Origin of the sequence: Pseudoalteromonas sp. MTN2-4 (assembly GCF_042848605.1) — a bacterium.
In the GTDB taxonomy this organism is placed as follows: Bacteria; Pseudomonadota; Gammaproteobacteria; order Enterobacterales; family Alteromonadaceae; genus Pseudoalteromonas.
Genome location: NZ_BTGK01000007.1, coordinates 131,343 through 153,806, shown reverse-complemented (window position 1 = coordinate 153,806; position 22,464 = coordinate 131,343). Strand labels below are relative to the sequence as shown.

14 protein-coding genes, 7 tRNA genes and 2 pseudogenes are annotated in these 22,464 nt (G+C 42.3%); 18 read left to right on the top strand and 5 right to left on the bottom strand.

What is annotated here, in order from left to right; genetic code table 11:
• Positions 1 to 256 precede the first annotated feature (256 nt).
• The 7 genes from proB (at position 257) to ACGHEH_RS16130 (ending at position 7,075) form a co-directional block, all read left to right on the top strand.
• A complete protein-coding gene (gene proB / locus ACGHEH_RS16160) occupies positions 257 to 1,357 on the top strand; it encodes a glutamate 5-kinase (RefSeq protein WP_390447292.1) in 1,101 nt (366 codons plus the stop codon).
• A gap of 65 nt (positions 1,358 to 1,422) precedes the next feature.
• Positions 1,423 to 2,427, top strand: coding sequence for a GGDEF domain-containing protein (locus ACGHEH_RS16155; RefSeq protein WP_390447289.1), 1,005 nt, complete (start codon positions 1,423 to 1,425; stop codon positions 2,425 to 2,427).
• A gap of 42 nt (positions 2,428 to 2,469) precedes the next feature.
• Positions 2,470 to 2,835, top strand: coding sequence for a glutaredoxin family protein (locus ACGHEH_RS16150; RefSeq protein WP_390447286.1), 366 nt, complete (start codon positions 2,470 to 2,472; stop codon positions 2,833 to 2,835).
• Between the two features lie 96 nt (positions 2,836 to 2,931).
• Positions 2,932 to 4,416, top strand: a complete 1,485-nt coding sequence (gene gltX, locus ACGHEH_RS16145; protein WP_390447283.1) for a glutamate--tRNA ligase — start codon at positions 2,932 to 2,934, stop codon at positions 4,414 to 4,416.
• A 419-nt stretch (positions 4,417 to 4,835) separates the two neighbouring features.
• Entirely contained in the window at positions 4,836 to 5,528 is a 693-nt protein-coding gene (locus ACGHEH_RS16140; RefSeq protein WP_390447280.1) for a DUF3581 family protein, read from the top strand.
• 100 nt (positions 5,529 to 5,628) lie between these two features.
• Positions 5,629 to 6,858, top strand: coding sequence for a DEAD/DEAH box helicase (locus tag ACGHEH_RS16135; protein ID WP_390447277.1), 1,230 nt, complete (start codon positions 5,629 to 5,631; stop codon positions 6,856 to 6,858).
• Positions 6,859 to 6,892: 34 nt separating this feature from the next.
• Positions 6,893 to 7,075, top strand: coding sequence for a hypothetical protein (locus ACGHEH_RS16130; RefSeq protein ID WP_138567147.1), 183 nt, complete (start codon positions 6,893 to 6,895; stop codon positions 7,073 to 7,075).
• 92 nt (positions 7,076 to 7,167) lie between these two features.
• Here the strand turns inward: ACGHEH_RS16130 and ACGHEH_RS16125 are convergent.
• Together ACGHEH_RS16125 and ACGHEH_RS16120 are read right to left on the bottom strand one after the other, a co-directional pair.
• Positions 7,168 to 7,443 (bottom strand): annotated as a pseudogene (locus ACGHEH_RS16125) (Hpt domain-containing protein); the annotation flags it as partial.
• Between the two features lie 1,155 nt (positions 7,444 to 8,598).
• Positions 8,599 to 10,947: pseudogene (locus ACGHEH_RS16120) on the bottom strand (ATP-binding protein); the annotation flags it as partial.
• 314 nt (positions 10,948 to 11,261) lie between these two features.
• On the opposite strand from ACGHEH_RS16120, the gene ACGHEH_RS16115 reads away from it, so the two are divergent.
• From ACGHEH_RS16115 to glsB, 9 genes are all read left to right on the top strand, one after another.
• A tRNA-Phe gene (locus ACGHEH_RS16115) sits at positions 11,262 to 11,337 on the top strand.
• Positions 11,338 to 11,352: 15 nt separating this feature from the next.
• Positions 11,353 to 11,428, top strand: a tRNA-Thr gene (locus ACGHEH_RS16110).
• A gap of 33 nt (positions 11,429 to 11,461) precedes the next feature.
• A tRNA-Phe gene (locus ACGHEH_RS16105) sits at positions 11,462 to 11,537 on the top strand.
• A gap of 15 nt (positions 11,538 to 11,552) precedes the next feature.
• Positions 11,553 to 11,628 (top strand) — tRNA-Thr (locus ACGHEH_RS16100).
• 109 nt (positions 11,629 to 11,737) lie between these two features.
• Positions 11,738 to 11,813: transfer RNA gene (locus tag ACGHEH_RS16095), tRNA-Phe, on the top strand.
• 15 nt (positions 11,814 to 11,828) lie between these two features.
• A tRNA-Thr gene (locus tag ACGHEH_RS16090) sits at positions 11,829 to 11,904 on the top strand.
• Positions 11,905 to 12,029: 125 nt separating this feature from the next.
• A tRNA-Phe gene (locus ACGHEH_RS16085) sits at positions 12,030 to 12,105 on the top strand.
• 222 nt (positions 12,106 to 12,327) lie between these two features.
• Positions 12,328 to 12,687 carry a ribosome hibernation-promoting factor, HPF/YfiA family gene (hpf, locus tag ACGHEH_RS16080; RefSeq protein WP_058029027.1) on the top strand — a complete coding sequence of 120 codons (360 nt, stop codon included), beginning with the start codon at positions 12,328 to 12,330 and terminating at the stop codon, positions 12,685 to 12,687.
• A 211-nt stretch (positions 12,688 to 12,898) separates the two neighbouring features.
• Positions 12,899 to 13,807, top strand: coding sequence for a glutaminase B (gene glsB, locus ACGHEH_RS16075; RefSeq protein WP_390447274.1), 909 nt, complete (start codon positions 12,899 to 12,901; stop codon positions 13,805 to 13,807).
• Positions 13,808 to 13,900: 93 nt separating this feature from the next.
• On the opposite strand, the gene ACGHEH_RS16070 is transcribed toward glsB, so the two are convergent.
• Entirely contained in the window at positions 13,901 to 15,205 is a 1,305-nt protein-coding gene (locus tag ACGHEH_RS16070) for an inosine/guanosine kinase (protein ID WP_390447272.1), read from the bottom strand.
• A 303-nt stretch (positions 15,206 to 15,508) separates the two neighbouring features.
• Between ACGHEH_RS16070 and tadA the strand changes: the two genes are divergently transcribed.
• Positions 15,509 to 16,018 carry a tRNA adenosine(34) deaminase TadA gene (gene tadA / locus ACGHEH_RS16065; RefSeq protein WP_138483573.1) on the top strand — a complete coding sequence of 170 codons (510 nt, stop codon included), beginning with the start codon at positions 15,509 to 15,511 and terminating at the stop codon, positions 16,016 to 16,018.
• On the opposite strand, the gene ACGHEH_RS16060 is transcribed toward tadA, so the two are convergent.
• Positions 16,006 to 16,185: a hypothetical protein gene (locus tag ACGHEH_RS16060; protein ID WP_390447269.1), complete on the bottom strand. Its 180-nt coding sequence runs from the start codon at positions 16,183 to 16,185 to the stop codon at positions 16,006 to 16,008. The genes tadA and ACGHEH_RS16060 overlap by 13 nt on opposite strands.
• A gap of 153 nt (positions 16,186 to 16,338) precedes the next feature.
• On the bottom strand, positions 16,339 to 17,715 hold the full coding sequence (mltF, locus tag ACGHEH_RS16055; RefSeq protein ID WP_390447266.1) for a membrane-bound lytic murein transglycosylase MltF: 1,377 nt from the start codon (positions 17,713 to 17,715) through the stop codon (positions 16,339 to 16,341).
• 225 nt (positions 17,716 to 17,940) lie between these two features.
• Here mltF and purL point away from each other — a divergent pair, with 225 nt between their 5' ends.
• Positions 17,941 to 21,825, top strand: a complete 3,885-nt coding sequence (gene purL, locus ACGHEH_RS16050; RefSeq protein ID WP_390447264.1) for a phosphoribosylformylglycinamidine synthase — start codon at positions 17,941 to 17,943, stop codon at positions 21,823 to 21,825.
• Positions 21,826 to 22,464: the final 639 nt, after the last annotated feature.

Below are 22,464 nucleotides of genomic sequence, written 5' to 3'. Positions count from 1 at the left end.
GGTACCTTGGCGATAGCAGAACGCGTGAGCAGTGTTATCGCTAAAAGTCTCCGGCTGCAGATTTGAAAAAATGCTTATCATTGCAGCATCAATGCGTTAGCAAATCTCTTAACCAAAGCTCAGGTTAAATAAAAAGCGGTAAAAATCTACAGTATTTAAGCTGTGCGCATATTAACATTGACTCTGAAATGAATAAATTTAACTTGTGCAAAAAACTGGCTCTGATATAACCAAAAAGGTATTCATTGGGGGAGTTATGAACAAAAAACTGGTTGTGGTAAAGCTGGGAACAAGTGTGTTGACAGCAGGCAAGTTGCATTTAAATAAACCAAGAATGGTTGATATTGTGCGACAGTGTATTGAGCTAAGAGAAAACGGCTATAAAGTGGTTATCGTATCGAGCGGTGCCGTTGCCGCTGGGCGAAGCCAACTTCCCACACCCATAGGCAGCTCAGTCAGTGAAAAGCAAATGCTCGCTGCAATTGGTCAAGGTCAACTTATTAATCAGTGGCAGTCGCTGTTTGCTCTATATGATGTGCCCGTTGCACAAATGCTATTAACGCGCGCCGATGTTGAACACAGAGAACGATACCTGACCGCGAAAGATACCTTAACGCAGATTTTAAAGCATGCTGTCGTTCCTATTTTTAATGAGAACGATGCAGTGGCAACGGCAGAAATTAAAGTTGGCGATAACGATAATTTATCAGCGTTGGTGGCGATTTTAGCCAATGCCGACAAGCTTATTTTACTCACCGACCAAGTTGGGTTATTTACCGCAGATCCGCGCTCTAACCCAGACGCCGAGTTGATCACACAAATCAGTGAAATTGACGATAACGTCAAATCTTTAGCGGGTGACTCTGGTACCTCACTCGGTACTGGCGGTATGGCGACAAAGTTACAAGCCGCGCAAATTGCGCAGCGTGCAGGTATTGAGACCATTATTGCAAAAGGCTCGGAGACGAATATCTTAGTCGATGTGTTAAATGGCGAAGCGCCAAGCACGCGAGTATTAAAGTTCGATGCACCACTTGAAGGTCGTAAAAAATGGCTGCTCAGTGGTCCAAAGTCCACAGGTACGATTATTTGTGATTTAGGTGCGGTAGAGGCATTAACGTGCCAAGGGGCAAGTTTATTAGCCAAGGGAATTACTTCAATAAAAGGTGATTTTACTCGAGGTGATTTAGTCTCTCTAAGCGATGAGCATGGCAAGGTGTTTGCAAAAGGGTTATGTGCGTTCGATAACCAAGAGCTTGAGAAGATTAAAGGGCTGCACAGTCAAGATATTGCAGAGCAATTGGGTTTTGCACTGTCTAATGTTGTGATCCACAGAGATGACCTAGTGATTTTATAAATTTTTTTGGGTGTTTCTAGCTATGCAATCTACACTCTAAAAAAGCACCCAAATTCAATCTTTTCATGCAAACATCAAACTGCGGATATGGATTAGTAAAACAGCTAGTCTCTCAAAAAAATGAATCTGACTTAAACCTTTGCTTTAGTTTGCTCTTGCAAGAGTTGCTTAGCGATAGATTTGATGCTTATTTTTTTAGTAAAAAGTGTTGTCATGTTAAGGCGCAAATTGAATTTCAATTTACTGTCCATGCTTCAGGTGTGATCCGACAAGAAGAGTGCAACACACTACTAAATTTATTTAAGAGTGCGCTGCAAGATTTACCCGAGCACATCAAGTTATTAAAGCAGCCTTCAAGAACTTTCTTCTTCGCGAAAACTGACATTCAACCTTTAGGTGGGTTGATTGTTACCAATAAAGTCAATAATCCCGGTAGTGTTATTCTCTCTGATAAAGAGGAAGGGTTGATACTCCATTTGTTAGATGTGTACTTTTTGCAACTGAAGTTGCTTCATAATAGTGCGATAGATCCATTATCTCAATTACTTAACAGGCAGAGTTTTGAACAACAACTTACTGACATTATGCACAGTGAGAACTGTATGCAAACCAAGAAAACTGATCCTGAGAATAGTTGGTTTTTAGCCATGTCAGATATTGACCACTTTAAAAAGGTCAATGATACCTATGGGCATGTAATTGGAGATGAAGTGATTGTGTTGGTATCGCAATTACTCAAATCGCATTTTCGGTTTGATGATCTACTTTTCCGTTATGGCGGCGAAGAGTTCGCAATTTTATTTTCAACAGAACATGCCGAGTTAGCATGGAAAGTACTAGATAGAGCAAGAGAGCTAGTGGCAAATACTCGCTTTCCACAAGTGAGCCATGTCACCATGAGTGTTGGCTTTATTCAGGTAGGGGATGATTTTCAGTTATCTGAATTAGTGAATAAGGCCGACAAAGCACTTTATTATTCAAAAGAAAATGGTCGAAACCAAGTAACTGATTATCAACAGCTCAATTTGGAACCACAAGTGATTACTGACTGCGATATTGAATTGTTTTAATTTGTGATACACTCAGCGGAATTTTTAAGCGTTGGAGTTATTATGAAATTTGTCCGTTGGTTTTTAGGCTGTATCATTCTTCTTTTAAACTTTATTTTCACGCCTAGAAGTAAAAAACGTGAAGCACAGGTGCAGAAACAGCTTGATGCAAAAACGGAGAGCTTTAAGCTTTATCAATTTGAAGCATGTCCTTTCTGTGTAAAAGTACGCCGTGCTATCAAACGAGAAGGCTTAAAAGTGGAAACTCGCGATGCAAAAAATAACGAAACTTATCGTCAAGAGCTAGCTGAGCAGGGTGGTAAAGTTAAAGTGCCATGTTTGCGTATCGAAGAGCAAGGTAAGGTGACTTGGATGTATGAATCAAGTGACATAGTTGCGTTTTTGCAAGGCTTAGATAAAGCCGCTTAAAAAACTCAAAATACTAGGTAATTTTTTGTCGAATAATGGCGGGTGTGCTAGCATACCCGCCATTATTTTATTGTCTGATCAATTAAGAGAAATCACATGACTATCCGTACTCGTGTAGCTCCATCACCAACAGGTGATCCGCACTTAGGCACAGCTTATATTGCCCTTTTCAATTACTGTTTTGCTAAGCAACAAGGCGGTGAGTTTGTTCTTCGTATTGAAGATACAGACCAAGTGCGTAGCACGCCTGAATCAGAGCAAGCGATCATGGATAGCCTGCGTTGGTTAGGTCTTAACTGGGATCATGGCCCAGATGTGGGCGGTGAGTTTGGTCCATACCGCCAGTCAGAGCGCAGCGATTTATACAAGCAATTTGCACAGCAGTTAGTGGACGAAGGTAAAGCGTTTTACTGTTTCGCAACAGCCGAAGAGCTAGACGAAATGCGCGAGCAGCAAATGGCTGAAGGTCTTCGTCCTAAGTACGACGGTCGTGGTCTGTTGTTAAGCGAAGACGAAATCAAAGCAAACCTTGAAGCGGGTAAACCTTACGTTATCCGTATGAAGATCCCAACAGAAGGTAGCTTCAAGTTTAACGATTACCTACGTGGTGAGATTGAGATCCCGTGGGAAAACGTAGACATGCAAGTGCTTTTAAAAGCAGATGGTTTCCCAACGTATTTCTTAGCGAACGTTGTTGATGATCACCACATGCAGATCAGTCATATCTTCCGTGGCGAAGAGTGGATCAACTCAGCACCTAAGCTATTAAAGCTGTATGAAGATTTTGGTTGGGAAGCGCCTGTACTTGGTCACCTACCACTACTCCGTAACCCAGATAAATCTAAGCTATCTAAGCGTAAGAATCCGACGTCGATTAACTACTATAAAGAGATGGGTTTCTTGCCAGAAGCACTACTTAACTATTTAGGTCGTATGGGTTGGTCAATGCCTGATGAACGTGAAAAGTTCACCCTTGCTGAAATGATCGAACACTTCGACATGAAGCGTGTATCACTTGGTGGCCCAATTTTCGACATCGATAAACTAAATTGGTTAAACGGCCTTTGGATCCGCGAAAACCTATCTGATGAAGAACTGATTCAGCGCTTTGTTGATTGGAAGTTCAACGGCGATACATTATCTCGCATTTTACCTCAAGCTAAAACGCGTATTAACAAGCTGTCAGACTTAGTTGACTTAGCAGGTCACTTTGTGGGTGGTATTCCTGAATACGACCCTGCGCTATTAACTGCGGGTAAAGCAGACGAAGACGTTGTGCGTCAGGCATTACAGTTCTTTATCTGGGAACTTGAAACGCTACGTAGCTGGACAAAAGATGAGATCTTCGCGATTGCAAAAGCAGTAGCAACGCATCACGAATTAAAAATCAAAGATTTCTTAGAGCCAATCTTTGTTGCTATCACGGGTAAAACGTCTTCAACGTCGGTTGTAGATGCAATGGAAATTTTAGGTTCAGATCTGTCTCGTGCACGTTTACGTGTGGCACTTGAGCACATTGGTGTATCTAAGAAGCAAGCTAAGAAGTTAGAAAAAGCATATCGCGACTATCCAAAAGCGTAAGTGAGGGCGTGTTGACCTTTGCTGTGTGTTTTTGCAGCAGTGAGTTGGATGTTTAGGCAAGGCAAGAGGCTACGAAGCATAGTTGTTCTATGTAAGTTAGCCGATAACGCTGAATAAATGTCCAACTCGCGCTGCTCGAAGAGTTCAACCAAAGGCTTCCACTACTTTGTCACTCGCCACTTACATAACTAGTTATGCTGCGCAGCTCATTTCGCGTATTGAAAGCCTTTGATTTGAACAAAATTCATACCTCAAAGATAAACATGCCCTAGTATTCTGATTCATATCTACTTAAAGGCCACTTTATTTCAAAGTGGCTTTTTTATTGGTGCTTTTTTATCAATTTCACAACAGATACGACCTCTCTAACATTTTATTCTGCTACTATAGCCCGTCCTTAAAGTTGTGGAACTAGATGTATGTTAACGCCTTACTACCAACAAGATGCTGAATTTGTCACGATCACACGTGAGCAGGGTAGCCAATTCGCTAAAAAAGTAGCAGATGACTTTAACCCATTACATGATGCTGATGCGAAGAAGTTTTGTGTGCCAGGTGATCTATTATTTTCATTGGTATTATCGCGCTATGGTGTAAGTGAGAACATGTACTTCAAATTTGAAGGCATGGTTGACGAAACGTCACAACTTCAATTTCCTGAAGCGGCAGATGAGTTTGCTGTAACATCAAGCGAGAAAGTGATGTTATCGGTTAAACGTGATGGTGAAACACGCCAATGCCCAACTTTAATTGAAAGCTTAACGAAAAATTACGTGGCTTTTTCAGGCACAACTTTCCCGCATATGATAGTGCCTGTGATGGGTGAAAAAGAGGTGATGATTAACCCAGCTCGCCCTATGGTTATTTACGAGTCAATGGCGATCCATTTTGATGATATCAATGTAAAGTCGGTTGAATTAGAAACGGATACACCTGAGTTCGAATACGAAGGCAAGCGCGGCAAAATCATTCTTAAATTTAACTTCATCAGTGAAGGTAAAAAAGTCGGTCGTGGTGAAAAGCATATGCTAGTGTCGGGTATTAAAGCCTATGACCAACAGGCAATCGACGACTTGATTGCTTATTACAATGAGCGCAAAGCAACTCTCTAAGATAATAATATAATAAGATAATAAACAATATCACCATAAAGCGCGCCTCAGGCGCGTTTTTGTTATACTGCACACAGTTTATTTATTCGCAGTGTTACTTATGTCTTTCTCCTCCTTTTCTTTGGCACCGGCCATTCATTCTGCTCTTGAAACACTCGGGTTCGAAAAACCAACTGATATTCAATCGCAGACTATTCCACTTGCACTCACAGGCAAAGACATCATCGCGACTGCGCAGACTGGTACGGGTAAAACTGCGGCGTTTATGTTACCGATCCTGAATAACCTATTAAGTGATGAAAAAAAACAAGGCCAAGTTAGGGCGCTAGTACTTGCGCCAACGCGAGAGCTAGCGCAACAAGTTGCTGAGAATACTCAGCAATATGCAGCTAATACTGAATTGAAAGTGGTATGTCTTTATGGTGGTGCAAATATTGGCCCTCAAGAGAAACGTTTGAAGGCAGGCATTGATATTGTCATCGCAACGCCAGGGCGTTTACTCGATCATTTAATCAAAGGCACTTTGTCACTCAGTCAACTTGAACATTTGGTTTTTGATGAAGCAGATAGAATGTTAGATATGGGCTTTATTGGTGAGATAAAACGCATTATGCGTCATGTACCTGACTCACCACAAACCATGCTGTTTTCAGCAACTTTAGATGAAAGTGTTGAGAAGCTGGCTAGCCGTTGGTTATCCGATCCTAAGCGTGTAGGTATAGAGCAGCAAAACACCACCGTTGAGGCGATTGAGCAAACTTTCTATGCCATTGATGAAGAGAAGAAAGCTGCTGTCATTGCTTATTTAATTGGTAAAAACAACTGGCAGCAAGTATTGGTGTTTACTCGCACTAAAGCACAGGCTGATAGCCTTGTGAAAGAGCTAATCAAAGATGGTTTGCCGAGCAGTGCAATTCATGGCGATAAATCACAAGGCGCTCGAGATAAGGGGTTAACACAGTTTAAAGAAGGCAAAGTACGTGTGCTTGTTGCCACTGACGTTGCGGCGCGTGGTATAGACATCAGTACATTAGATCACGTGATTAACGCTCAGCTACCTTATGTGGCAGAAGACTATATTCACCGAATTGGTCGTACAGGTCGAGCAGGGCGCTCGGGTAAGGCTATTAGCTTAGTCAGCCAAGATGAGCAGTGGCTACTTGAAGAGCTTGAAGTGTTATTAGATGAGCGATTAACCCCACAGTGGCTAAGTGGTTTTGAACCTGACTTGACCCGAGAGGTCAAAGATAACCGTAAGAATACCAATAAAGCACGAAAAGACAGAGATAAAAAACGTGTACTGGGGCAGCGTCAACGCAGAAGAAGATAGCCTAGCTTTCAGGCTTGGTAAAACAGGAGTTTTTATGAATGTAGTGATTATAATTGGTAGTTTAGTTATCAGCTTATTGATTTTGATCCCACTGTTGGAGCGTTATCAGGAGAGCTTGGGGCTACACAAAATGCAAAAATATAGTAAGTATATTTTGCCTTTAGTGATGGTGTCTTTGGTGATTAAACTGCTTTATATGCTTTGGCATGGTAGTTAATCTGAACTTTGCTTAGTTAAAGCTAATCACAATAAAACAGCTACAAAAAAGCCCGCAGTTTAGAACTAGCGGGCTTTTTATATTCTGCAGGCTTACTCTGAGCGTTGCTTGATGAAGTCTTGCATGAACATCATCGCATCGGTGTAGTAATCGTCTAACCTGTCTCTAAAACTAATTAGCTCATCAATGTTTAATTCGCGGTCTTTACATGCCTGCTCGAATTGAATCGCGATTTCGGCCACTTGCATAGCACCCACGGTCTTTGAAATCGATTTGAGCTGGTGGCAGTCTGAGATGATCTTGTCTTGTTCGCGCGTCATGACATTGGCAAAAATATCACGGATCAACTCACTACTTTGTTCGAGGTACATTCTAAAGAAGCGCAGCTTTTTTGCTTCATCGTGATTGACGTATTTATCAAACATATCAATATCGACTACAGAGAGTGTTGATATATCGACTTGCGGCTCTTCAATACTTTCTTCAGCAGGTAAATCACTTTCGGTAGAAGCCTCAACTTCACTAAATTCTGGCTCTATAGGTTTTACTTCACTAGGAGTATCAATTTCTACTATATCTTCAACAAGCACTTTAATTTCAGGTGCAGTGTCTACTTGAGTGCTTGCTGGGTTAAGCGCATCTTGCGAAGTCCCCTCCGGTGCTAAACCAAAGCTTGGTGTTGGAATAGTATTATCTGAAGCCTGGGCTGCAGGTGTTGCTTCCCAAGTAGATTCTAAAGAAATAGCACTTAGAGAGCCGGTTAAAGCGCTTGCCTGAGAAGGAGCGAGAGGTCCAACCTGTCCATTTTCTTCAGTCTCTTCAGTTTCTTCAGTTAAAGTATCTGTTATCGCAGTTTCTGTTTTATCTTCAGAAGAGGCTGAATCAGTTTCATCAATATCATTAAGGTTTTGCCAATCAATATTGTCTTGACTGTCTACTTCAATATTATCGATATTTATTTCGTGTTCAAACTCATCTGCTTGTGCATTGCTGGCATCGTCTTTCCACTCTAAATCACTGTCACTCTCAGCAAATTGGCTAAGGTCTAAAGTCTCTTCAGAAGGAGTGTGTGAAGAAGGTGTAGATGATGTTTCGTCTTGCCATTCTAGATTATCGGCTTCGTGAGCCTGTAATGATAAATCAAAATCATAGCTATCTTCATAAGTAGTTGTCGATTTTGTCTCTTCTGTCTCAGGCTCTTGCCATGCTAAATGAGCGTTATCTGTTTCTGTTAAAGCATCGATATCTATAGTATGAACATCATCTTCTATTGCAGCTTGCGATAGTTTAGGTTGTTCTTCAGACCTGTTTAAATCAGAATCAAAAGCTGTACTTACATCAGGTGTATTTGTTTTAGATGTCTCAGCTTTTGGCTCATGATCAACTACGTTTTCAAATTGCGTGCTTTCACTCTTTGCTTGTTGAGCGCTAGAAATAGAAAGTTCGTCAGATGTTCCTGTATTTTCATCAGATAAAGTTGAGTCATCCGCGCTACTTTCTTGAGAAGCTGACATTTGAATATGTTTTTCAGGCTGCCATTTTGCAAGTGTTGCCTCTAAAACATTTAATTCAATCGGCTTGGTAATGTAGTCATTCATACCCGTTGCAATACAACGCTCTTTCTCACCCTTCAAAGCGTTGGCCGTTACCGCAATAATATAGGGTTGAGCTTTGATATCGTGGCTCTTTTCTGCTTCATCACGAATGGCTTTAACCATGTCATAACCTGACATTTTCGGCATATGTAAATCGGTCAGAATGATCGGATAGTGGTTTTTCTTCCACATTGCCAGCCCTTCTTCCCCATTTTCAGCGACTTCAACGCCATAGCCAAGTAAGTGAAGTTGGTCAGTCAATACTTGTTGGTTTAAGACATTATCTTCCGCTAATAGTACAAGCTTGTTCTCTGCGCGTGCTTTATCGACATTTAAGAAGTTATTAAAAGAGGTCGCTTTCTTTAATTGCTTAGGTTTGTGTAATCCAGCAGCAACCATTACTGATGTCATAAAGCTGCTCTTACATAATGGTGCCGCATTCAAATAGAAAATGTTAGCATGATTAAGTGCAGACTCGTCCATGGTGCTTAATACAATTACTTGCTGTTTATTTTGTTCTAGTGAATAAAGCAGAGAGCGTAACTGATCATTCACTGGGGCCATGCCATCTAAGCCATCAAGCACCCAAATTAAATTTGGTGTGTGCTGGAATTCTTCAGCTTCATCAATTGATTCAATGGCGTAAGTATTAGCACCCATAAATGAAAGGTAACGACACAGAATTGCTTTACGCGCTGGGTTATCAGTGAGCACAACAACTGGTTTTTGCGCTAGCACGGCTTTGTTAGCATATTCAACTTTGCCGTGGGTACTAAATGGTAATTCGACCACGAATTCACTGCCCATCCCCAAATCACTGGTGACATTAATTGAGCCCAGCATAAGCTCAATTAGGCTTTTACAAATGGAAAGGCCTAATCCGGTTCCACCATATTCACGGGTGATCGAGTTTTCAGCTTGAATAAACGGATTAAAAATCTCACGCAATTGCAGTTGCGTCATGCCTTTACCGTTATCTGTCACAGAAAACCGTAATGTGTAATGCTCAGAGGTATTTTGTGCAACTTCTACTGCGACTTTTACAAAGCCTTGTCGGTTTTCGTCTGTGGTTGTGAACTTTATGGCATTACTACACAGGTTATATAAAACCTGACGAACACGAATATTGTCGCCAATTAGGTTTTTAGGAATATCTGGGGCGATTGCCAGTTGTAAGTCGAGTTTACGTTTTTTAGCCACAGAAGATAAAACGCGTGCCACTTCTTCAATGGTATCAGTAACAGAAAAAGCGGTGTTATCTATTTGTAGCTTGCCGGCTTCAATTTTAGAGAAGTCTAGAATATCGTCCAAAATACCCAGCAAAGAGAAAGCTGAATCACGAATGATGGTACTGAGGCGATGTTGTGCGCCATCTAAATCTGTTTGGCGTAACAAATCAATTGTACCAATAACACCATTCATCGGTGTTCTGATCTCATGACTCATAGTCGCTAAGAAAGTCGTTTTGGCTTCATTGGCACGTTCGGCGTTCATAGTCGCCTTTTCAAGTGCCAGTGTTCTAGCTTGTACTTCTGTTTCTAAGCTAGTTTGAAGCTGCTTGAGCTCTTTTTCAGAAGTTTGATTATTGTCTATCGAAGTCTGCACTTGTTGTAGTACATCATTAATAGATTGAGCTACTTCGTCAAAACCAAATCCTAAGTTGCTATCAATTAACCTTTTATAATCTTGCTCTTCTGTCACCTTTTTAAGCTCTGATTTTAGCTTTTGCTTGTCAGTCGCAAGCTGTTGAGCGAGGCGGCGCTGTGCAAAAAGTGCGAAACCAAATGCCATCAATAAAGCCAGTGCAAATAAACCATATGCGATATTGCTTGTGTTACTGCTGGTTTTTACTTTGTGCTGTATAACCAATTCGCCAACATATTGTCCATCAAGTTTTAAAGGTTGATGAACAGTGAGCGTGTTGCCAACTTTAAATTGCTTCACTTGTGAAATTGGTGCAATTGCTGTTTCGTTACTTTGGAAGATGAGAGCGGGCTCTGCCATACCCGTCATACTATATAAATAATATTGGGTATTAGGATCGGCCTCTGAAATACCAGCCAGTAACTTCTTAACCTGACTGAACCCTTGTTTCATCATAGTATTTGCAAGTGGCTCAGAAAGCTGTTGTGCTTGATTGGCAAAATCAATTTGTGGTGCTTGTTGTGATTTAGGAAGAAAGTAAGCGGCTGCAGCACAAATAGAGCCAACAGTTAATATACTTGTTAGCACCAGAGGTAAAAAGCCTGATAGTTTTATATTCTCAGAGTTTGGCATTGATAAGGTCCGATTTAACTGCTCTAGAATGTCATTATTATTGGTCTATTAAGTATTCAATCGTAACACTCTCTGTTTATTAAAGCTCGACGTTTTTAGTTATTAAATCACTATATTTTGTAAATCAACATCTTCTATACTGTTGTTATTTTAAGCAAATAAGTTCTGTGCTGTTTAATGTTTAATTCGAATGGTTGAAAACTAGGCAAGTGAACGTGGCTTTTAAAAAAAGGGTTGACTTGCTGGGGTAAAACTCGTTTAATACGCCGCACGCCAAGATGGTTAGCAAGTTTAATTGTTTTGGTAACGTGTTTGCCCAGATAGCTCAGTCGGTAGAGCAGAGGATTGAAAATCCTCGTGTCGGTGGTTCGATTCCGCCTCTGGGCACCACTTATTTTTGGTGTTGCCGACTTAGCTCAGTTGGTAGAGCAACTGACTTGTAATCAGTAGGTCATCCGTTCGACTCGGATAGTCGGCACCATTTCTTTTGCTAGGAATTAAAATTAAGCAAATTGCCCAGATAGCTCAGTCGGTAGAGCAGAGGATTGAAAATCCTCGTGTCGGTGGTTCGATTCCGCCTCTGGGCACCACTTATTTTCGGTGTTGCCGACTTAGCTCAGTTGGTAGAGCAACTGACTTGTAATCAGTAGGTCATCCGTTCGACTCGGATAGTCGGCACCATTTCTTATGCTAGGAATTAAAACTAAGCAAATTGCCCAGATAGCTCAGTAAGTAGAGCTTTCGGGAATTGTATTGAAAATCCGTTAGGTTGTTAATACAAAAAATTTTTGCCCAGATAGCTCAGTCGGTAGAGCAGAGGATTGAAAATCCTCGTGTCGGTGGTTCGATTCCGCCTCTGGGCACCACTTATTTTTGGTGTTGCCGACTTAGCTCAGTTGGTAGAGCAACTGACTTGTAATCAGTAGGTCATCCGTTCGACTCGGATAGTCGGCACCATTTTCTCGCTAAGAAGTAAAACTAAGCCTAAATTCAATTAGAATTTTTTCCAGATAGCTCTTTAGGTTGAGCTTTCGGGAATAGAATTGAAAATTCCATAAAATTTTTAATACAAAACAAGATTTGCCCAGATAGCTCAGTCGGTAGAGCAGAGGATTGAAAATCCTCGTGTCGGTGGTTCGATTCCGCCTCTGGGCACCATCATTGAAAAGCCTCGCAATAGCGAGGCTTTTTCATTTCTAGCAAGATAAACCTCAGTCAACTCAAAACCATAGAAAGATGTTTTCTTTTTAGGCACTTGCAATGTGGCGCTGATCTGAATCAAATGGCATTCTTATTAAAATAAAATTTCTATTTTTTTGCTTGTGAAATCCAATTTTGCCCTCAATACTGTAGTTGAGGTAAACAAAAAAAGGATACCCTATGAAAATAAATCTTTCTGGTCATCACGTAGATGTAACCGACGCAGTAAAACAGCATGTCCAAGAAAAGTTTGCCAAAATCGCAACGCATTTTCCTTCATTGATAGCCTTAGACATCATCATTAGCAAAGAGCACAACCAGTTTTATACTGAAATTAGCACTAACTATGAAGGCGCACGCGTAGCGGTAAAAGGAGAAGGTGAAGTTATGTATCCGGCAATTGCAAATGCCGCAAAAAAACTAGATGCAGCCCTTAAGCATAGAAAAGGTCAGTTAAAAGCAGATAGGCATGAAAAACCAGTGAGTACCACACCACCTATCGCCCACGAAATTATTCAAGAGATGAACCTAAGTCAATAAGTTTATTGCAAATACAACGAAACAAGCCCGAATTACCGGGTTTGTTTCGTTTATAACTAATACCTTTTCTCAAAATTGACCACTTAATCAAGAAAGCTGGTAGAGAAATCAGTTTTTTGTATTGAATTAATATTGTTAGTTAAGAATATCGACTGGTGTTTTGGCGCTTTAACTTCGGCTATATTGTGAAAAAAATTATGGTCTTTATTTAGTGCTTGATTATCAAACTTTATTAGAAAAAACATGCCAGCATGTTGAGTCTTTTTCTCACCAGGGAGAAGTTGCGACCTATATTCCTGCGCTTGCCGAGCAAAAGAAAGGCCAGTTTGCTATTGCGCTGCAAACCACTGATGGCAAAGTATACTCGGCTGGAGATGTCAGTAATAAATTTACAGTGCAATCAGTGTCAAAGGCACTAACCTTAACCATGGCATTACAGCGTTATGGGGATGAGTTGTGGCAGCGTGTTGGCAAAGAGCCATCAGGAACAGCTTTTAACTCATTGACTCAGCTTGAGTTCGAGCAAGGTAAACCAAGAAACCCTTTTATTAATGCCGGTGCTATCGTTACAGCAGACGCACTTTATTCTCGTTTGAGTGCACCAATTCATGCTGTACTAGAGAAGTTTAGAGCTCAGTCGGGTAACAGTAATGTTGTGATAAATCGTACTGTGGCTAACTCTGAATATCAGCATAGGTATCGCAATGCTGCTATGGCTTATTTAATGAAGTCCTTTGGTAACTTTGATAATGACGTCGAAAAAGTGCTTTGGAGTTACTTTAATTACTGCGCCATAGAGGTGAACGTGGTTGAACTTGCTAAGACGTTTTCTTATTTGAGTAATAAAGGTGTTTGTTTGCAAAGTGGTGAGCAAGTGTTATCGGCAAAGCAAACGAAACAACTCAATTCTTTATTATTTACCAGTGGTCTTTATGACGCAGCCGGCGACTTTGCTTATCGTGTTGGTATGCCGGGGAAGTCAGGCGTGTCAGGTACTATTATCGCAGTGTTGCCGGGGCAGTTTACAGCCGCTGTGTGGTCTCCAGGTTTAGACAGTTATGGCAATTCGGTCGCGGGAATAGCCGCATTAGAATATCTTGCTGAACATATAAATCATTAAAACTTACTTAATCATAAATATGCAATCATAAATACAATAAAGCCGACTGATTAGTCGGCTTCATAAGTTTAATTTGTTTTAGTACAAATCTGCTTATTGTTCCCAATACGCTTGTTCTAATGAATCTTCACGTTCTGGTAAACCTCTCGATAAACGAGGAGAGTGCTGTACTAAAACTTCATAGCTTGCACGGTTTGCATACTTACTGATCTGAGCTAATGATGAGTAAGTAATAGCAGTGTGCTCGTGCTTTGCTGAATTTGGCACATTCATTTTATGGTATTCGTTGGCTGATAAGTCATGCAATACCGCAGCTAACGCACAGTCGCCCGCACCATTGGTATTTTTAATTGAATCAGGACCACCCATATAAGGCGCTGTATGTGCGTAAACTTTAATCGGGTTAACACATGCACCTTTACGCATAGATCGTGAAAATTCATACTGGTTGAATTCAGCAATGGCACCAGGCAGTAACGGGTATTCTGTTTCACGTTTGAATTCATCATCAACATAACCTGCCATAACGAGGCCTTTCGGGCCTGCGGTACAAATAACAAGGTCAACCCAATCGAGCGCTTTGTCAGCAGCCAATAACGGATCGCTGAAGCCTGTGATTGCTTCACCTTCTTCTTCGTTCATCGCTAAGATGTCGACATGTTTTTCGACAAACTCAGCCCACCACTTAGGATCTTGCTCGATTAAAAATTTGGTACCGAGTGATAAAACAACCGGAACGTTGGCTTCATTCGCGTATTTAACTGCTTGAAGTGTTGCCTCTGTCATCGTCTCATCACCAGATGTGCGCATTAGGTAGGCGCTAATCACCAGTGCTGAAGCATTTGCAATAAGTTGCTCTGGAATTGACTCAGGCTTTAAGTGATTCATTAAGCCAGGGCTGATCGCAAATGTACGTTCCCCTGTATCGTCAATTAATGTGAAGCAGCGACCAATAGGGCCGTCAACTGGTTGCAAATAATCCAGATCGACTCGGCTAGAGGTATTGCATAAAAACTTGTATGCGTAACTACCAATCTTTATGTTTTCACTCATTACACCAAGCAGTACTGAGCGATCGTCGGCTAACACCGAGTAATTGTGCATGGTATTACCTATGGTGCCACCTGCAAATTCATAATCGATCATATTTTCGCGTTTAAGACGGTCATATAACGCGTTCGTCACCTCACTTTCGATGACTTGTGACATACCTCGTTGTAGGCCAAATTCATCAAGAAATGCTTGATCAACTTTAGCTTCGATATCGACAACTATTTGGTCTATGCCGCAAATATAACTGCGCTTAAGCCCATCTTCACTACTGATCTGGTCTAGTAGTGGGTCTTTATCTTCCACCGGAAAATAATGTTTATGCCTGCGGCGTCCCGGAAATTTCATGTGTTACCCGTGTGTGTGTATACCCAAACTTACTCAAGCTCGCCTTCAGCCATATTTCTTCATCAAAGAACTTGAAAAGGACCAGTCATTACAAAGCGTCCTTTTCTTTGAACTGAAAATAGAACGCCATGCTCTGAGTCATTTATCTTGAGATTGTTCGGGTATAATAGCTCAAGAAATAAAAAAAGCGGCGAATTATAGCCTAAATGCGGGAGCTTGAGCCATGGCAAATCGACAAATATTGCAATTAAATGTGGTATATTTGCGCTTAAACTTCCTAAATAGTAGCAGTAACAGACACTAATGACAGAAATCGAGCAAGATCAATACTGGATGCAAAAGGCGCTAGAGTATGCTGATAAAGCTGAGCAACAGAATGAAATTCCTGTTGGGGCCGTGTTAGTGAAAGATGGTGAGCTCGTAGGCGCGGGTTGGAATCAGTCAATTTGTAACCATGATCCATCAGCCCATGCTGAGATGATGGCAGTGCGAGAAGCCGGTAAGAAAATCGAGAATTATCGCCTGATTGATTGCACTTTATATGTCACCCTTGAACCTTGTCCTATGTGCGCTGGTTTACTTGTTCACAGTCGAATTAAGCGCTTAGTATATGGCGCAGCTGATGCAAAAACGGGTTCTGCGGGTTCCATTATGAATATCGTTAGAGAGCCTAAGTTAAATCATCAGTTAGAGGTGACTTCGGGTGTGATGGCTGATCAGTGTGCAGAAAAATTATCAGCTTTTTTTCGTCGCCGCAGAAAAGAAATTAAAGAAGCGAAAAGGTTGGCAAAACAAGCAGCTCAAGAAGGTTGAGCTGCTGCTTCATTTTTTTCTGCCATTTCATCCATTTGCATGATGGCGAACGCTTTTCTTCGATTAAGCACCTTCTTGTGCGAATTTTTAGTCAAAACACGTCTACGATTTGGTGACGTATGAGAAGTGTTTCGTTTAAATTGGTGAGTACGACGTCTGTTAAGCATCGACACCTCCTAATTGTGAGAGATTAAACCATACCAATATCTTTGGTACATATATCAAACAACATAACTAGTTATTTAAGAAAATTGATTGATACTACGATTGGCAGAATTACAGGGAATGATTGCAAATATGTGACAACGCGACCGAAAGCGTCACTTTTGTCCGTTTTCTGAATTGAGCGCACCGTTTTCGTCTAACCAAACCAGCGCATCATAATATCGGCGGATGTTATCAACGTATTGAACTGCCACATCCCCACGTGCATATCCATATCGTGTTTTTCGATAGTAGCGCTTTTTAACCAACAGTGGTAGTCGTTTTTTCACATCGGCCCAGCGGCTTGGATCGCCACCTTGTTGCTCTGTAATTTTACGTGCGTCATTCACATGCCCCCAGCCTACATTGTAAGACGCCATCGCAAACCAAACATTGTCTGGATATTGTACGGACTTGGGAACACGTTTGATCAGTTTACTTAAATAAATTGCTCCCCCTCTAATGTTTTGCTCAGGTTTAAGGCGGTTTTTTACACCGACCTGTTTTGCCGTTGGTTGCGTGAGCATCATGATGCCACGTACCCCTGTGGGTGATTTTGCTCTCGGTTTCCACATGGATTCTTGGTAGCTTAATGCGGCTAATAATCGCCAATCTAATTTGTTTTGTTTTGAGTATTTTTCAAACCATGCTTGGTAATTAGGGAGTACTTCTTTCGTGGCTTCAACAAAGGCGAGGGTGTTTACATAGTTAAATGTTTCCACATGGCCAAAGTATTTTTCTTCAAGCTCTGCTAATTTTCCGTTTTGATTTACTTTGTCAAAAAATGGCATCAGTAGTGCGTAGAGCGAATCATCGGCGTCTTTACGCATTATCCAACTGATTGAATCTTGTTTTGTGATCGAAAAAGCAATACTGACTTCTGGGTGGTAACGGCGGAAAAGGGCAAGAGAGTGAGAATCAGCAATTGTATAGCTAATTTTTTCGTCAATGATGTTTTGTAGTAACTCTTCTTCATCCACATCATCAACAACGTGCATGTCTATATTGGGGTATGTTTTTTTCGCTTCTTGTAAGCTAATTAAGTGATTTGAGCCTGCTAACACAGTAATAGGGGCGTTGACCTCTTCAAAGCTTCTCGGTCGTCTTGGCCCCTGTTTATAAACTAGCTTTTGGCTAATGGCTCGGTAACTTGGACCAAAGCGATAATGTTCGCCACGTTGTGGGTGGTAACTGAGTCCGGCGGCAATAAAATCTAAATCGCCACTGTCTAAACGTTGGAAAAGCTCTGGCAAGCTATAAAACGGCACGATATTGAGTTTGACGTTAAGCGAGTTTGCAAACGCTTGTGTTAACTCATATTCGAAGCCTTGCTCGCTTTGCTGTGCCTGATAAAAATTTGCAGGCCCTGCCAGAGTGCCTACCTTTAATTCGCGCTTTTGTTGCACGCGCTCAAGCTGCGTCATAGGTGGTTTATCACATCCGACTAAAACCCACATAAAAATGATGAGTGTAAGCAATGGTTTTAACTGCATGAAGACAAAGCGTGAGGTTATTAATAAAACTAAACTATCAAAGTTCTGAGTAGATGCAAAATGAGAAATCTAACACCTTGAAGTAAAAGTGTTTTTTTATTCTAATAAAGAACCGAATACGATTTTTGGCAGTTTTATAATTTTACAGTTAAAACTAGCCATGAATTCGACTATAATAGCGGCCCTAAATATCGTTCAATCCTTAACCCCCGGATGAAATAACCTATGTTGATTTTACGTGGTGCGCCAGCACTTTCTGATTTCAAAGTTCAAAAAATCCTTAAAACCTGCTCTGACGCTAATTTACCAGTGACTGGTATCTATGCTGAGTTTATGCATTTTGCAGACTTAACTGCAGAGCTGAGCGAATCGGAATTAGATAAGCTAAATAAACTACTTAAGTACGGCCCAACTATCGCCGAACACGAGCCTCAAGGTGCACTTATTCTAGTAACACCACGTATTGGTACCATTTCTCCGTGGGCATCAAAAGCAACTGACATCGCTAACAACTGTGGCCTAGACAAGGTTCACCGTGTTGAGCGTGGTATTGCTTACTATGTTGAGGGTGAGCTAAGCGCTGAGCAACTAAATGACGTTGCTAAGCTAGTACACGACCGTATGACAGAGTCTGTTCACAACAGCCTTGAAGATGCAGGTCAGTTATTCCGCGTTGAAGAGCCGCGCCCAATGTCATCAGTAGACATTCTTGGCGGTGGCCGTGAAGCACTTGCTACAGCAAACGTTGAACAAGGTTTTGCATTAGCAGATGACGAAATTGACTACCTAGTAGAGAACTTCACAAAATTAGGTCGTAACCCGAACGACATCGAGCTATTCATGTTCGCACAGGCGAACTCTGAGCACTGTCGTCACAAGATTTTCAACGCCGATTGGACAATCGACGGTGAAGAGCAGCCTAAGTCGCTGTTCAAAATGATCAAAAATACATTCGAAACGCACCCGGAAAACGTACTGTCTGCTTATAAAGATAACGCGGCAGTAATGAAGGGTTCTAAAGCGGGTCGTTTCTTCCCAAATAAAGAAGGCGAGTACAGCTACAATCAAGAAAACATTGAAATCTTGATGAAGGTTGAAACGCACAACCACCCAACGGCGATTGCACCATTCTCTGGCGCTTCGACTGGTTCTGGTGGTGAAATTCGTGACGAAGGTGCAACTGGCCGTGGTTCTAAGCCAAAAGCAGGTCTAGTTGGTTTTACTGTATCTAACCTTCGTATTCCTGGTTTTGAGCAGCCGTGGGAAACAAACTTCGGCAAGCCTGGTCGTATCGTTGATGCACTAGACATCATGATCGATGGCCCGCTAGGTGGCGCAGCGTTCAACAACGAATTTGGTCGTCCTAACCTACTTGGTTACTTCCGTACGTACGAAGAAAAAGTTAACAGCCACAACGGTGAAGAGGTACGTGGTTACCACAAGCCAATTATGCTTGCAGGTGGTCTTGGTAACATCCGTACTGAGCACGTTCAAAAGGGTGAAATTCCAGTAGGCGCTAAGCTAGTAGCCCTTGGTGGCCCTGCGATGAACATTGGTCTTGGTGGTGGTGCTGCATCATCAATGGCATCAGGTCAGTCAAACGAAGACTTAGACTTTGCTTCTGTACAGCGTGAAAACCCAGAGATGGAACGTCGTTGTCAGGAAGTTATCGACAAATGTTGGCAGCTAGGTGATGAAAACCCAATCGCATTTATCCACGATGTGGGTGCAGGTGGTCTGTCAAACGCATTCCCTGAGCTAGTAGACGACGGTGGCCGTGGTGGTAAATTCCAACTACGTAACATCCCGAACGATGAGCCTGGTATGGCGCCACACGAAATTTGGTGTAACGAATCACAAGAGCGTTACGTATTGGCAGTAGCGGCAGAAGACTTCGCACGTTTTGAAGAAATCTGTAAGCGTGAGCGCGCACAATACGCAGTAATCGGTGAAGCAACTGAAGAGCGCCACCTAACAGTTGCAGATAGCCACTTTGATAACAACCCAGTAGATCTTCCACTTGAAGTACTACTTGGTAAAGCGCCTAAAATGCACCGTGACGTTGAGTCAAAGCAAGTATCTGGTGAAGCACTAAACACTGACAGCATCGATGTTGAAGAAGCGGCTAAGCGTTTACTTCGTCTACCGACGATTGCTGAGAAAACATTCCTTATCACCATTGGTGACCGTACGGTGACAGGTCTTGTAGCACGTGACCAAATGGTTGGCCCTTGGCAGGTACCAGTAGCAAACTGTGCTGTAACGGCAGCCGCGTTTGACACTTACCACGGTGAAGCCATGTCAATGGGTGAGCGCACACCTGCAGCACTTCTAAACTACGGTGCATCAGCACGTTTAGCAGTAGCAGAAGCGTTAACTAACATTGCAGGCGCAAATATTGGTGGCCTTGAGAACATCAAGCTGTCGGCAAACTGGATGGCAGCAGCAGGTCACCCTGGTGAAGACGCCGGTCTTTACGAAGCGGTTAAAGCTGTGGGTGAAGAGCTATGTCCAGCACTTGGCTTAACGATCCCTGTTGGTAAAGACTCAATGTCGATGAAGACAACATGGCAAGACGACGGTGAAGACAAAGCGGTTACAGCGCCTCTTTCTCTAGTAATCACTGCATTTGGCCGTGTAGAAGACATTCGCAAAACAGTAACACCTCAGCTTCGCACTGATAAAGGTGACTCAAGCCTAATTCTAGTTGACTTAGGTGCAGGTCAAAACCGACTGGGTGCATCAAGCCTTGCACAGGTTTACAAGCAACTTGGTGACAAGACGCCTGACGTTGATAGCCCAGAGCTATTAAAAGGCTTCTATGAAGCGATGCAAGCACTTGTGGCTGACGAGAAGCTACTTGCTTACCATGACCGTTCAGACGGTGGTTTATTCACAACGGTAGCTGAAATGGCATTCGCCGGTCGCACAGGTGTGACTGTAAACCTTGATAGCCTAACAGGTTCAGACATCGAAGCGCTTTATAACGAAGAGCTAGGTGCAGTGATTCAGGTTCGCAACGACGACCTTGCAGCAGTTGAAGCTGTGTTAGCTGATAACGGTCTTGCGGCAATCAGCCACACTATCGGTGCACTAAACACTGAAGACAAAGTAATCTTCAACCGTAGTGGCGAAGCAGTACTTGCAAACACTCGTACTGAACTACGTACTATTTGGGCTGAAACAACTTACAAGATGCAAGCACTTCGTGATAACCCAGAGTGTGCTAAACAAGAATTTGATGCTAAGTTTGACGAGAAAGATCCAGGTCTTAACGTAAACTTGAGCTTCGACCTTAACGAAGACGTAGCAGCACCTTATATCGCAACAGGTGCTAAGCCTAAGATGGCAATCCTTCGTGAGCAAGGCGTTAACTCACACGTTGAAATGGCAGCAGCATTTAACCGTGCAGGTTTTGCTGCGGTAGACGTGCACATGAGTGACATCCTTGAAGGTCGTCTAACGTTAGAAGAATTCAAAGGCCTTGTAGCATGTGGTGGTTTCTCTTACGGTGACGTACTAGGTGCTGGTGAAGGTTGGGCTAAGTCGATTCTTTTCAATGATATGGCACGCGACCAATTCCAAACATTCTTTGAGCGTCAAGACACGTTCAGTTTAGGTGTATGTAACGGCTGTCAGATGCTATCAACGTTGAAAGAGCTTATCCCAGGTACTGAGCACTGGCCACGTTTTGTAACTAACAAGTCAGAGCGTTTTGAAGCACGTTTCAGCCTTGTAGAAGTACAAGAAAGCCCGTCAGTATTCTTCCAAGGTATGGCTGGCTCTCGTATGCCAATCGCGGTATCTCACGGTGAAGGTCATGCTGAGTTTGCAAACGACGCGGCAGTAAAAGCAGCACTTGAGTCTGGCACAGTAGCAGTTCAGTACGTTGATAACTTTGGTAAGCCAACTACGCAATACCCGAACAACCCGAATGGTTCTCCTGAAGGTATCACCGGTATTACATCAACAGATGGTCGCGCAACAGTCATGATGCCACACCCAGAGCGTGTATTCCGTGCAGTAGCTAACTCTTGGCACCCAGATGAGTGGAAAGAAGATAGCCCATGGATGCGCATGTTCCGCAACGCTAGAAAGAACATCGGCTAATACTTAGCTGAAAAGAAAAGGTCGCGAAAGCGGCCTTTTTTGTTAGTTGAGCAAGCTAAATCTTGGCAGCGATACCCACAACAAGAGTGGAACGATGACAGCCCGTGGATGCGTATGTTCCGTAATGCTAGAAAGAACATCGGCTAATACTTAGCTGAAAAGAAAAGGTCGCGAAAGCGGCCTTTTTTGTTAGTTGAGCAAGCTAAATCTTGGCAGCGATACCCACAACAAGAGTGGAACGATGACAGCCCGTGGATGCGTATGTTCCGTAATGCTAGAAAGAACATCGGCTAATACTTAGCTGAAAAGAAAAGGTCGCGAAAGCGGCCTTTTTTGTTAATTGAGCAAGCTAAATCTTGGCAGCGATAGACACAACAAGAGTGGAACGATGACAGCCCGTGGATGCGCATGTTCCGCAATGCTAGAAAAATATCGGCTAATTGTTTAGTCTGTTTGTAAAAGGTCACTTCGGTGGCCTTTTTTGTTGCTTGAGAAAGCAAACTCTTGACAGCTATACCCACAACAAGAGTGAATCGATGACAGCCCATGGATGCGTATGTTCCGGAATGCTAGAAAGAACATTGGCTAATTTTTAACTGAAAAGAAAAGGCCACTTCGATGGCCTTTTTTGTTGTTAGA

Bases quoted from the DNA above. Each gene is read 5' to 3' on its own strand.
- proB (WP_390447292.1), top strand. From the start codon at position 257: ATGAACAAAAAACTGGTTGTGGTAAAGCTGGGAACAAGTGTGTTGACA.
- ACGHEH_RS16155 (WP_390447289.1), top strand. From the start codon at position 1,423: ATGCAAACATCAAACTGCGGATATGGATTAGTAAAACAGCTAGTCTCT.
- ACGHEH_RS16150 (WP_390447286.1), top strand. From the start codon at position 2,470: ATGAAATTTGTCCGTTGGTTTTTAGGCTGTATCATTCTTCTTTTAAAC.
- gltX (WP_390447283.1), top strand. From the start codon at position 2,932: ATGACTATCCGTACTCGTGTAGCTCCATCACCAACAGGTGATCCGCAC.
- ACGHEH_RS16140 (WP_390447280.1), top strand. From the start codon at position 4,836: ATGTTAACGCCTTACTACCAACAAGATGCTGAATTTGTCACGATCACA.
- ACGHEH_RS16135 (WP_390447277.1), top strand. From the start codon at position 5,629: ATGTCTTTCTCCTCCTTTTCTTTGGCACCGGCCATTCATTCTGCTCTT.
- ACGHEH_RS16130 (WP_138567147.1), top strand. From the start codon at position 6,893: ATGAATGTAGTGATTATAATTGGTAGTTTAGTTATCAGCTTATTGATT.
- hpf (WP_058029027.1), top strand. From the start codon at position 12,328: ATGAAAATAAATCTTTCTGGTCATCACGTAGATGTAACCGACGCAGTA.
- ACGHEH_RS16070 (WP_390447272.1), bottom strand. From the start codon at position 15,205: ATGAAATTTCCGGGACGCCGCAGGCATAAACATTATTTTCCGGTGGAA.
- tadA (WP_138483573.1), top strand. From the start codon at position 15,509: ATGACAGAAATCGAGCAAGATCAATACTGGATGCAAAAGGCGCTAGAG.
- ACGHEH_RS16060 (WP_390447269.1), bottom strand. From the start codon at position 16,185: ATGCTTAACAGACGTCGTACTCACCAATTTAAACGAAACACTTCTCAT.
- mltF (WP_390447266.1), bottom strand. From the start codon at position 17,715: ATGCAGTTAAAACCATTGCTTACACTCATCATTTTTATGTGGGTTTTA.
- purL (WP_390447264.1), top strand. From the start codon at position 17,941: ATGTTGATTTTACGTGGTGCGCCAGCACTTTCTGATTTCAAAGTTCAA.